We start from the raw sequence: 12,115 nt of genomic DNA, 5'->3' as shown, positions 1-12,115 counted from the left end.
CCTCGAGCAGCGCCGCCTGCGTCTTCGGCGGCGTGCGGTTGATCTCGTCGGCGAGCAGCATCTGCGTGAAAATCGGTCCGCGCTGGAAAACGAATTGCCGCCGGCCGGTCGCCGGGTCTTCCTGGATAATGTCCGTCCCGGTGATATCCGCCGGCATGAGATCGGGCGTGAATTGGATGCGCCGGAACGAAAGATCCATGGTGCGCGACAGCGAGCGAATCATCGCCGTCTTCGCGAGGCCCGGCACGCCCTCGAGCAGGCAATGCCCACCCGCCAGCACGGCGATCACGAGTTGCTCGATCACCTCGTGCTGGCCGACGATGAACTTCCCCATCTCGTCGGCGATTCTCTTGTAAGCGTCCACCAGCATCGCCGCGGCGGCTTTGTCATCGAAAGGAGCGTCAGTCGCCGGGGCGGCCTGATCGGGGCTGGAGGGAGTGCGTGTGGACATGAAAAGGGATTGGGAAACGGTGTTTCTAGAAACTAAAACGCCGTTCGGCAAGAAATGCGGCGAACGGCGTCAAACGGGTGCGCAGAAAAGCACTCGCGACAAATTAAGGCGTGAATTCCAAACTCGCGTGCGGCGACTCGACATTCATGGAGGAGGGCGGTCCGAACACGCTGGCGCCACCGGGAACCTGCGTGGGCAGCCACTTGGCTGGATCCTCGGTGAGCTTGCGGAAGCTCGCCAGTTGATTGACAAAATCTTCACCCTCGGCGGCCGAGACCTGCTGCACCGTCTGCTTCATGTAGTCGCTGACCTGCGTCGACACTTGGGTCATGTGCAACACGGAGCCCGTAGGCAACCAGGCATCCTTGCTCACAAAGGCCAGGGCAATCGCCGCCGCCGCCGCCAGCGCGGTCGCCGAGCGCCGCAAGAAGCGATTGGGCAGATGGACGTCGAGCAGCTTCATCCGCTGTTCGGCCGTCAACGCGAGGGAGATCTTCCCTTCTTCGCGGTCGAAAGTCTCTTCGATCATGAGCCCGAGATCGATCGTCTTGTAGACGTCTTCGCGGCACTCCTCCGAAACGGCGAGCATGGACTCGACGTAGAGGCGCTCCTCCGGACCGAGCTCGTTGAGCGCGTAATCCGTCAGATCTTGATCGGAAAGCTTTCCTCTCACCTCACGCTACTCCCTTCTTCAGATAGATGATCTTCTCGTCCTTGTCGTCGCGATCCATCTTGCCGCGCAAGTTGCGCATGGCCGCGTTCAAAAGGAAACCGACATTCCCCACGCTCAACCCGGTGATCTCGCTGATCTCCTGGTAGGAATGGTGATGGTGAAAACGCAGGCGGACGACTTCGTATTGATTCTTCGGCAGCTCCTTCACGAGCTCCATGAGCCGCTCCACGCGCTCCTTGCGCTCCAGTTCCATCAGCGGCGTCAGCCCTTCGCAGCGCTTGGTCTCAAACTCCTGCGCTTCGACGTAAATATAGCGGTCTTCCTTCTTCAGCGACTTCAGTGCGCAATTGCGGCACACGGTGAACAGCCACTGCGAAAGATGCCCCTCGATGTTCTCCTGCTCCTGATTATGCAGACGCATAAACGTCTCCTGCACCACATCGCGCGCCCGCTCGATCTCACCCACGATGCTCATCGCATACTGCAAAAGTGGGCGTTCGTAACGTTCGAGGGCGCTTTGGACCCAGGCGGCTTTCTTTTTCTGTTTAGTGCCAAACATGTGTGGATTTCTGGAGGTGGACTACGCTCTAGATAATCCCTTCGGGTCTCTTTTGCTGGCTTTTTCTGGCACTTTTTTTAGTATTTTTTACAAATATACGCAAGATGCTGATATGCAATGACTTGAGATGACGTCCACCGCCCGGCTTCACTGGCAACGGCGATAGGAATGGAACCTCAGGCAGCCCTGGCCCTTTTCTCCATCCGGAAACGTCCCCTCGTCCGTCGTGCCCGCACCCCACCCGGCTTCGATATGTTGCTGGGTACGAAGCGGTGGAACGAGTCACAGGCACGACAACGAGGACGAGGGGGTGCCGCGGAGGCGGCAAATTACTCTGGCCGGATGTTGTGGTTGAGGCGGAAGAAGTTCTCCGGGTCATAGACGCCCTTCACTTTGGCCAGGCGGGCGTAATTGGCCCCGAAGGCCCATTTCACCCGGTCGGTTTCCTCGGCGGTCAGGAAGTTCGCGTAGGCGCCACCGGTGGCATACGGCAGGGTCGCGAGATACACCTCCCGCGCCCAGGCGATGCCGGCGAGGTCCTCGGCGCGCGACGTCCAGCGACCATGCACATTCATCACGAAGTTGGAGTCGCGGTTGCCAAAGGCCGTGGCATTCGCCGCCACCTTTCCGGCCATGCCGCCCAGTTGCGCGACGAAGATCTCGCTCTCCGGCGAAGGCAAATCCCCGGCCAGCGCCACGAGCTGGTCGAGCAGTCCATCCTTCAGCTCGGTGAAATTGTGAGTCTTCCAGTAGTTGCGCGCTCCTGGCGCAAGCAGCGGATCGAAGGTCTGCTGCCAGGCGGTGAAGGGCATCATCCCGACATGCTCGCCCAGCACCGTCCCAAACCCCGCCAGCGGCGCGATGAGCTTCCGCCCCGTCTCTTCCGAGCCCAGATAGCAGAACGCCAGGACAAGGATGTCCTGCCCGTGCACTTCCGGCGGGAGAAAGGGCAGCGGCGGCGCCTTGCGCAGCACCATCCACACACTGAGGTCCTCCGGCGTGGTGGCGAGGAAGTCGCGATATTTGCGGAGCACCGAGTTGGCTTCGGAGCGGGAAAAGACGATCAGTCCTCCCAGAATCTGCGGGCCCACCGGGTGCAGTTCGAACTCAAATTCCGTGACCACACCGAAGTTGCCGCCGCCGCCCCGCAAAGCCCAGAACAAGTCCGGATGCGAGCTGGCGCTGGCCTGCAGGCACCGCCCGTCGGCGAGGACGACCCGGGCGGAGACGAGGTTATCGGAGGTGAGCCCGTGTTTCCGGGTCAGCCAGCCAAATCCGCCGCCCAAGGCGAGGCCCGCGATGCCCGTCGTGGAATTGATCCCCGTGGGCACGGCGAGACCGTGCGCTTGGGTGGCACGATCGACATCGGCCAGGGTGGCGCCCGGTTGCACGTAGGCCCGTCGCGCGGCGGCGTCGACGCGCACGTGTTTCATCGCGGAAAAGTCGATCATCACGCCGTCGTTACAGACCGCGAGGCCGGCGATATTATGCCCGCCACCCCGGATCGTGACGGTCAATCGATTCTCTCGGGCGTGGTTGATGGAATGCACCACATCCGTTTCCGTGCGGACGCGCAGGATCATGGCCGGCCGCCGGTCGATCATGCCATTCCAGATCGCGCGGGCTTCATCATAGGCGAGGTCGCCGGGCACGATGACGTCGCCGCTGAGGCGTTGTTGCAGGGATTCGAGGTTTTTGAGGGTATCTGTTGTCATTACGTTAACTCTGTTGTGTGGGAAGACGCCTAGGGTGGCGTCTAGTGGCCCATCGTCGTTCACCGCTTGCGCAAAGTCCTTTTCAAGACCTGATTATTTCCTTATCTCTACAAGTTCGGATTTTTGCCCGGAAAGAATCCCGACGACAACGACCATGGTGCATCGTTTTCCATCCTTCGAGATTGACGAACCCGCTCGCGAATTGCGAGCCGGTTCGCGCGTTCTGCCGCTCCAGCCGCGCGTCTTCGATCTGCTCGTCTACCTCGCGAAGAATCGCGGCCGCGTCGTGTCGAAGGATGAGTTGCTCGACACCATCTGGGCCGATGTGACGGTGGCCGACGGTTCGCTGCAACGCGCCGTGAGCCTCGCCCGCGCCGCCTTGGCCGAGGCGGGCGCGCCCGATGTCATCCGCACCCATGCCCGGCGTGGCTACCGCTTTTGCGATGGCGACACGTCGATTGCCGACGCCACCCCGGCCAGCCCCGCCGCTCCTTCCGTCAACAAGGCCAGCGCCCTGGAGCGCGCCCACGCCGCCTGCGTCGCGCACGACTGGCTGGCCGCGATTGCCGCGTTCGAGGAAATGGATGGCCTCGAAGGATTGAGCGCGGACGATTTGCACTGCTGGGCGCAAGCCGCCCAACACGCCGGCCAATCGCGCAACGCCATCCCCCCGCTCGAACGCGCCGTGGCCGCTTATACGAAGAGCGGCGACAAGATTCGCGCCGCTTGGGTGGCGATCCACCTCGCGCAACTGCGCCTCGAATGGCGTGAGCCCATCCTCGCCAATGGCTGGTATCAGCGGGCCACCCGGTTGCTGGAAAACGAGCCGCCCTGCCTCGAGCAAGGCCACCTCGCGCTGCTCGGCAGCCGCATGGCCTTGTATCAAAACGATCTCGATAAAGCCTTGGAACTGGCCGAACAGGCCCGCGCCGCCGGCGAGTGTTTCACCGATCCCGACCTCGAGAGCCTCGGCCTTTTGTTTGTCGGCCAGGCCCGTCTTTTTCTGGGCCGCATCCGCGAGGGTCTCGCCGCGATCGATGAAGCGGGCGCCTCCGTCACGGCCCATGATCTCACCCCATGGGCCGGCGGGCTCATCTATTGCGGCGTCATCTATTCCTGCATCACGCGGGCCGACTGGCCACGCGCCGGACTCTGGACCGAGCAGTTCACCCGCTGGGGCAAGGACAAGGGCATCACCGCATATCCCGGGCTCTGCCAGATCCATCGCGCTGAGATGCTCTCCGCCCGCGGCGAACTGAGGCAGGCCGAAAGCGAAATCCGCGCGACCTGCGCCATGCTCGCCCAGGACGCACCGTGGATCGAAGGCGAAGGCTGGCGCGTGCTCGCGCAGATCCTCCTCTCCAAGGGCGAATTCGACGAGGCGCGCCAGGCGCTCGCCCGAGCCACGGAGCTCGGCTGGGAATCGCAATTCGATCTCGCCCTGTTGCGCATGGTCGATCGCGACGCGGATGGCGCCGCCACCCTGCTCGCCCGCATCCTCGCGGAAAATGCGTGGTCAGCGCGTTCGCGGAAGGGCCGCGCCCTCGCCCAATACTGCATCGCCGCCGCCACCGCCGGCCGCCTCGAGGAAGCCCGCCAGGCCATGGCCGAACTGGAACGCGATCCCGACCTCGCCTCCACCGCCGCCCTGCAAGCCTTCGCCACCCAGGCCCGCGGCGAACTCGCCGTGGCCGAAGGCCGCCGCGCCGAAGGCCTCGCTCTCTTGCGTGGCGCACTCCGCGCCTGGCTCGAAGTCGAAGTCCCCATCGCCGCCGCCCACACTCGCCTGCGCCTCGCCGTCCTCCTCGCCGCCGAGGGCGACCGCGAAGCGGCTGCGCACGAGCTGGCCGCCGCCCACGCCGCCTTCCGCCGCGCCGGGGCCGATGGCTGGATTGTGATCTGCGGACAACTGCAAGCGCACCTGGGCCTCGATGCACCGCAATTGACCTCTTCCGTATCGTCGTCATGATTTCGCATGCCCTTACGGCATGCCATGACCTTCTGGAGCGATAACTCAACGAGACTTTTTGTCCGACACCCACGGGGAAAATGCTCGCCGCGCTCTTCCAGATATTCCTCCATCGTTGCGCTGCTCCTGGTGGTTTCCGCGGTCGTTGGCCGGTGCGGCGGCGTGGATCTCGGATCGGAAATCGGGAACGATCCCACGGAGCGCATGCCGGTTTTCATCAAGACGAATCTCGCCACTGCGTATTTCCCAGCCTCATGGCGGCAACCGCCGACCAGTATCCAATCCACACCTTATACCGGCAGTGATGAGATCAAGCCGGCGCTGGATGCGGAACTGCGGAAATATCCGAAGGAACTTTTGCAGAGGCATCTCTATGAAATCGATTTGTTCGATTCGCTGGTCATTTCCGGAACGACCGTCGCGGGCACCTACCTGAATAAATCCGTCTTCCTCCGGGTGCAGGAGAGCCGGGTGGCCACTCTCCGGACGCTGCATCGCCAGATCTCGAACATCTTCTTCAAAGCGCATTTTGCCTATCTCGACAGCGCCGCCTGGAAAGCCAGCAACCCGGCGAATTTTAAATACGCGGAGGAAATCTCCCGCGAGATCAAAAAAGATACGAGCCTGCTGCCGAACAAGCTGATCGCCCAGAACGGCTTTCTGTCCGACCGTTCCACGATCTCTTTGCAGGATGATTTCAACGTCATCGCCCAGAATCTCTTCCATCCCTATGGCGACTTTTGGGCGGTGGCCGATGCCAACCCCAAGCTCCTCGAGAAAGTGACCCTGACGATCCGCTTCTACAGCCAACTCGACCCCCGCTTCACCGAGAAGTATTTCCGCGCCATCTACGTGCGCAACGCGGAAGCGGGCGTGTATTCCCAGGGCAACTGACGGTGCCAGGCACTTGGCCAGTGGTCGGGATGCCCGGCCTCAGCCTCCGCGGTGCGAATGCGCAAAGTTCGCGACGGCAAACTTGATGCAGTGGCTCATGTCATGAACCCGGCGTTCCAGGTCGCCCAGGTTCTCGCACACACAGCTTTCGGTCTTATCCTCCAATTCTTCACGGGCCATGCGGAGATGGAGAGCAGCAACGGCGATGCGTCTCTTGATCGCGGCGGCCCGCCCATCGCCCAGCCTTTCAAAGGGGAGCGTCTCCCCCTGAAAGGGCAGAAAAGCGTCGGGATGAATCACCGTATGCCGGCGCTTGTAATGGCGAAAACCCAGCTTTCGCATGAGACGCAGGCCGTCCATGGATTTGAAACTGGCCACCTGTCGCACGTGGCGAAGGGAAAAGAGATGGGGCAGCACCACGGCGCGCAGGGCCTCGAACATGATCCCGCGCCGGCGCCATTCCGGTTTGGTGTAAACGTGCAAATCATCCGGCCCCATATCGTAGACTGCGGCCACGCAAAGGCCGTCCCCGGAATAGATGAAATAGAAAGAGCAACTGGCCTCATTTTCCGCCTCCCCGCTCGGCATCTTTTCCCACACCCGGGCCAGCCGCACATGGCGCGTCAGCGGGCGGGTGAATATCCAGTCCACCCCCGAGCCATCATTCACCGAGTCGATGATGTCCTCCATCGTTTCGTCTTTCATCCGGGTAGGTAGCGCCGAAGGGCGATGGCGTCCAATGATGAAGGGGAAGTTGCCAAACTCCCTGGGCCCTCAGCGCGACCATCCCTTGCCAGTGGGTCACCTTTCGGCACGCCTCGTCCGCACGCCGGGCCGCCGCGTCAGGGTTTCGCGGCCTGAGGTTTCACCCCGAGAAGCAGAATGGGATAAGGCGGGTCGTACTTGTTGCAGCGCAGGCGGAGGGTTTCGCCTTTGTGGACCTGCTTGGTAAAGACGACCTGGGCGCGGTTGTCGCCTTTCACGAGTTCGCCGTCGAGTTCGTGCGCGCTCAGCGCGTGCCAGCCTTTGATTTTGAATGTCTTCTCGTCCCAGACTTCTTCCGCCCAATTGCCGCCCTTGTTGCCCTGGTTGTCGTAATTGCAGGCGAGGAGAAGATAACCGTCGGAGTTGACCTTGATGTCGGCGACGCCGTTGCCCTTGTCGGGCGGCATGTAAATGACCGCGCCATACTTCAGGAAGGCCGGCGGCACTTTCACCCAGCTCTTCTTGTCAGTGCTTTCGACGAGCGGGCTGGATTGCATGCCAACGACTTCGATTAGCGCGGGCGTATGGCTCAAGGCCTCCCAATCGGCGGCCCAGGCTGAGGCGGGCAGCGCCGCGAGGAGGATGGGAAGGATGCAGCGGTAGTTCATGGGGTGGTGAACGATGCTGCGCAACCGTGGGCGAAAGACGCAAGATTGAAACGGGCATCTGGAAAAAAGGCGGTAGTTGACAGATCGCGCGCCATGGTGTTCACTTGCGCATGGGAGAGAGAGACTATGGGAGGTTCCCGGGGGCGCCTCGGGCGATGAAGGCGAGGACGCACACAGGCAGACCACGTTGAAGACAGAACCATTACGACTAACCGCTTACGGCCCGGCGCGTGGCGGCGCTGGGGAATGGGCGGGAGCGAGCAGGAGCCACAACTCGATTGGACGACGGCGATACAGAGGAAATCGCACCGAATCGCACCCAATCGCACCTTTGAATAGGCCGCCGGCATCGCCCGCCTCGCGGCTTCGTGCCCGATCCCAGCGGCTCGATCTGAATGAAGAAACCGGGGCGAATAAACGCGAATCAAGCCCGCACAAGGCAAATCAAGGTAAATCAAGGCGCAGTTTTTCGCGCGCCGCTCCCGGGCTGGGCAGCCATGTGCGGCGGACCGACGGTGGAAACCAGAAGAGGCGCCGGGAGCCAGAACCACGCGCCCAAGCTGGATTTCGGCGAGCCTCGATCCAGAGTAATCGTGGTCAATCGTGCCTGATCGTGCCACCAATTTTTTCGCATAGTTCCCCATTCGTCTTTCCTCATCCGCTCTACGCTCGACATCCCGGACCCCGCCGGGTAGGAGTGCGCCCTGGCTCGTCCCCTCCCCGGCGACCGTTATTTTTCACCGCACCATCCCGAGCCCGTCTCGGGTAAGAAAAACCGTCGCCCTTGAAGACTCCGCAGATATTTTCCGATCCTACCGGCCGCCGGAAGGTGCTCGTCGGCTTTCTGGCCGCGGTGCTGTTGCTCCTGCTGGCGGTCTTTGGCTCGGCGTTTTTCTTCAGTGTGCGCAGCCGGTCGGCGAACGTCATGAATGTGGGGATACTGGCCAAAAATGACGCCAGGCCCGGGGGCTCGGCGGTCATCTATTCGTCGCGCCGGGCGCCCGTGAGCAATAGCCTGCTCGAGAGCTACCGGCGGGATTCGCTCCAGGCGATCGAGAAGACCGAGAAGACCACGGACAAGAAGGTGGTGGGCGCCACGCCGGCCGCGGCGGCGCCCGTGGCGGATGCCAGCAAGGTGGTCGTGGGTTTCTACGCGGCGTGGCAGACGACCGGCCTCAATTCCCTGCGCAGTAATGCGGACAAGCTCACCCACGTGATGCCGGAGTGGCTGCACCTCGGCAAGGACGGCGGCAGCCTCGATCTCACCGAATGGCAGGTGCCCGAGAGTTCGCGTTCGCCGGAGATCAAGCAAATCGCCCAGCAACACGGGCTCCAGGTCTGGCCGATCCTGAACAACTACGATGAAACGCTGGGCTTCGAATCGAAGCGCGTGCACCTGCTTTTGCAGACGCCGGCGTTGCAACAAAAGCTGGCCGAGGGGATTCGCGACTGGCTCTTGCAACAGGGCTACCAGGGGTTAAATCTCGACTTCGAGGCCCTTGCCGAGGCCGATTACGTGAAGCTCGGCGATTTCGCGAAGCTGCTCGGGGCCACGCTCCACGCCGCGAAGCTCGGCCTGAGCATGGATCTCGAGGTGGCCCGACTGAAGAGCAAGGCGATGCCGGCCTATGTCGCGGCGAATGATTTCATCATCCTGATGGCCTACGACGAGCACGACGCCAGCGCGGCGCCGGGGCCGATCGCGTCGGTCAGTTGGGCCTCGAAGACGCTCCTCGAGGCCATCAAGGTCATCCCCCGCAACAAGCTGGTGCTCGGCATCGGCGGCTACGGCTACGACTGGGCGACGGGCAGGAAGGAGGCCGATTCCATCAGCTACCAGGAAGCGCTGCTGCGCGCCCGCGATTACGGTCCCGCCGGACTGGCAGAACAGGTGGTGCGCTTCGACGGGGACAGTCTCAATCCGCGCTTCGAATACGCCGATGAAAAGGGCGTGAAGCACAAGGTGTGGTTTCTCGATGGCGTGACGGCCTTCAACCAATGGGCGCTGGGCCGGCAAGCCAATGTGCGCGGCGCGGCGCTCTGGCTGCTCGGGTCCGAAGATCCCACGATCTGGTCGGTGCTGGACAAGAGCGCCCTGACCAAGCCGGCCGCGTCCACGGCGCTGGAGAAGATTAGTTTTCCCTATGCGATCGAGTTCGTCGGCGAGGGGGAGATTCTTTCCGTCATCGCCGAACCCAGCACCGGCGAACGCAAGCTGACCCTGGACGAGAAAAGTGGGCTGGTGACCGACGCCCAGTACACACGCTTCCCCTCGTGCTATGTGATCCAGCGCCGGGGCTATCAGCCGATGAAGCTCGCGCTGACGTTTGATGACGGGCCCAGCGAGGAGTTCACGCCGCCGGTTCTCGACGCGCTGCGCGAGCAGAAGGCGCCCGCCACGTTCTTTATTCTCGGCCAGAATGCGGCGACCTATCCCGGGCTCATCAAGCGAATGTGGAATGAAGGCCACGAAATCGGCAACCACACCTTTACGCATCCGAATCTCGCGGTGGTCAGTCCCCAGCGGGAAGTGATCGAGCTCAACGGCACCAAGCGCGCCCTGGAAGGGATTCTCGGGCGCTCGACGATCTGGTTTCGCCCACCCTATCAGGCCGACGCCGAACCGAGCAGCGCGGAGGAGGTGCGGCCGATCGTCACCGCCGCGCACCTCGGCTACGCGATGGTGGGCGAATTGATCGATCCGCAGGATTGGAATTTGTGGAAGGGCGAGCTCGGGTATCAGACCCGGCGGAGCGCGGAAGACATCACCCAATCGGTGATCGACCAGGTGACCACGATGAAGGCCAACATGATCCTGCTGCACGACGCCGGAGGCGACCGGGCGATGACGGTGCAGGCGATCGGGCTGATCGTGCCGCAGTTGCGGGCGAAGGGCTATGAGTTCGTGCGGGTGTCGGACCTGATCGGCAGCACCCGCGAGCAGGTCATGCCCTCGCTGAGCAAAGGCGAGCAACTCATCACCTGGATCGATGGATTGATGTTCGGGCTGATCTTCGCGTTTTTCCGGTTCCTCGGCCTGGCCTTCATTGTCGCCATTGGGCTCGGCATCGTGCGGGTGGCCTTTGTCACGACGCTCGCGCTCTGGGTCTATTTCCGCTCGAAGCCGCTCGGCCGGCCGATCGAAAATCCGCCGCTGGTCAGCATCATTGTCCCGGCCTTCAACGAACACGCCGTGGTGGGACGCACGATTCGCAGCGTGCTGGCGAATGATTATCCGCGCATGGAAGTGATCTTCGTGGACGACGGCTCGACCGACGGGACCGCCGAGGCGGTGGAGCGGGAATTCGCCGGCAATCCCATCGTGCGCGTAATCCGGCAGCTCAACGGCGGCAAGGCGTCGGCGCTGAACCACGGCATCACGGCTTGCCAGGGAGAGATCGTCGTGGGGCTCGACGCGGACACGCAATTTCCCAAGGAGACGATCACGCGGATGATCCGGCACTTCCGCGATCCGCGCGTCGGCGCCGTGGCGGGGAACGTGAAGGTCGGCAATCGGATCAACCTCATCACGCGCTGGCAGGCGCTGGAATACATCACCAGCCAGAATGTGGACCGCCTGGCCTACGCGCAGCTCAATGCCGTGACCGTGGTGCCGGGCGCGGTCGGCGCGTGGCGGCGGACGGCGCTGGAGGAAGTGGGCGGCTATCTCACCGACACGCTGGCCGAGGACATGGACCTCACCTGGCGCATGCGGCGCAAGGGATGGAAGATCGAAACCGAGGCGGGCGCGATCGCACTGACCGAGGCGCCGGCGACCACTCGCTCGTTTTTCAAGCAACGCTTTCGCTGGAGCTTCGGCACGCTGCAATGCCTGTGCAAACATCGCGGCGCGCTCTTTCGCTATGGCTGGTTTGGCTGGGTGGGACTGCCCACGCTGTGGCTGTTCCAGATCCTCTTCCAGGTGCTCGCGCCACTGGTCGATCTCCAGGTGTTCTATTCCCTGTGGTCGTTTGGCGCGTCGTGGTATTCACAGCATTACCTCGGCGTTGTCAATCAAGCCGCCACGCCGCCGGGGGCGATGCTGGAGCAGACGCTCTTGTTCTACGCGCTCTTCTACGCCGTGGAACTCGCCGGCGCGGCGGTCGCCGTGGCGATCGATCGGGATGGCTGGCGCCTGCTGCCGTGGCTTTTCCTCCAGCGCTTCTTCTACCGGCAATTGATGTACGCCGTGCTCTGGAAGGCCTTGATCCGCGCCGTCGTCGGCTCACGCACGAGCTGGGGCAAATTGGAGCGCCGCGGGACCGTGAACATGGAACCGGCGCCCGGACCATGAGGGAATTTAGCAATTAGCATTTAGGATTTAGCATTTGGGAGTTACGCACCGCAGTAGACTCAAATGCTAAATCCTAAATGCTAATTGCTCCCTACGGCTGCACCGTCCAGATTTCGGCGACCCGATTCTCCGCGGGGTCCTTGGGATCGAAGAGCTGCGGGCTCCCCATGGGCACGGTCTGGATGAC

At 62.6% G+C, this 12,115-nt stretch carries 9 protein-coding genes; 3 read left to right on the top strand and 6 right to left on the bottom strand.

Annotation, left to right across the window (positions count from 1 at the left end; genetic code table 11):
• The 4 genes from ABJF10_RS23280 to ABJF10_RS23265 form a co-directional block, all read right to left on the bottom strand.
• Positions 1-370: AAA family ATPase (locus ABJF10_RS23280; protein WP_348547012.1), on the bottom strand; the 370-nt coding region annotated here is incomplete at its 3' end.
• 184 nt (positions 371-554) lie between these two features.
• Positions 555-1,124 carry a hypothetical protein gene (locus ABJF10_RS23275; RefSeq protein ID WP_348547011.1) on the bottom strand — a complete coding sequence of 190 codons (570 nt, stop codon included), beginning with the start codon at positions 1,122-1,124 and terminating at the stop codon, positions 555-557.
• Position 1,125: 1 nt separating this feature from the next.
• Positions 1,126-1,683 (bottom strand): sigma-70 family RNA polymerase sigma factor, encoded by a 558-nt coding sequence (locus ABJF10_RS23270; RefSeq protein WP_348547010.1) that lies wholly within the window; start codon positions 1,681-1,683, stop codon positions 1,126-1,128.
• A 329-nt stretch (positions 1,684-2,012) separates the two neighbouring features.
• The gene (locus tag ABJF10_RS23265; protein ID WP_348547009.1) at positions 2,013-3,398 is read right to left on the bottom strand and encodes an FAD-binding oxidoreductase; all 1,386 of its coding nucleotides are present in this window, start codon (positions 3,396-3,398) and stop codon (positions 2,013-2,015) included.
• A 154-nt stretch (positions 3,399-3,552) separates the two neighbouring features.
• Between ABJF10_RS23265 and ABJF10_RS23260 the strand changes: the two genes are divergently transcribed.
• Together ABJF10_RS23260 and ABJF10_RS23255 are read left to right on the top strand one after the other, a co-directional pair.
• Positions 3,553-5,367: a winged helix-turn-helix domain-containing protein gene (locus tag ABJF10_RS23260; protein WP_348547008.1), complete on the top strand. Its 1,815-nt coding sequence runs from the start codon at positions 3,553-3,555 to the stop codon at positions 5,365-5,367.
• A gap of 129 nt (positions 5,368-5,496) precedes the next feature.
• Positions 5,497-6,261 (top strand): hypothetical protein, encoded by a 765-nt coding sequence (locus tag ABJF10_RS23255; protein ID WP_348547007.1) that lies wholly within the window; start codon positions 5,497-5,499, stop codon positions 6,259-6,261.
• A gap of 39 nt (positions 6,262-6,300) precedes the next feature.
• On the opposite strand, the gene ABJF10_RS23250 is transcribed toward ABJF10_RS23255, so the two are convergent.
• Both ABJF10_RS23250 and ABJF10_RS23245 read right to left on the bottom strand, forming a co-directional pair.
• Positions 6,301-6,966, bottom strand: coding sequence for a hypothetical protein (locus ABJF10_RS23250; protein WP_348547006.1), 666 nt, complete (start codon positions 6,964-6,966; stop codon positions 6,301-6,303).
• 137 nt (positions 6,967-7,103) lie between these two features.
• On the bottom strand, positions 7,104-7,634 hold the full coding sequence (locus ABJF10_RS23245; RefSeq protein ID WP_348547005.1) for a hypothetical protein: 531 nt from the start codon (positions 7,632-7,634) through the stop codon (positions 7,104-7,106).
• A gap of 784 nt (positions 7,635-8,418) precedes the next feature.
• Between ABJF10_RS23245 and ABJF10_RS23240 the strand changes: the two genes are divergently transcribed.
• Positions 8,419-11,928 carry a glycosyltransferase gene (locus tag ABJF10_RS23240; protein ID WP_348547004.1) on the top strand — a complete coding sequence of 1,170 codons (3,510 nt, stop codon included), beginning with the start codon at positions 8,419-8,421 and terminating at the stop codon, positions 11,926-11,928.
• Positions 11,929-12,115: the final 187 nt, after the last annotated feature.

Origin of the sequence: Chthoniobacter sp., from assembly GCF_040003245.1 — a bacterium.
Classification (GTDB): domain Bacteria; phylum Verrucomicrobiota; class Verrucomicrobiia; order Chthoniobacterales; family Chthoniobacteraceae; genus Chthoniobacter.
This window is presented reverse-complemented; position numbering and strand designations above follow the sequence as displayed.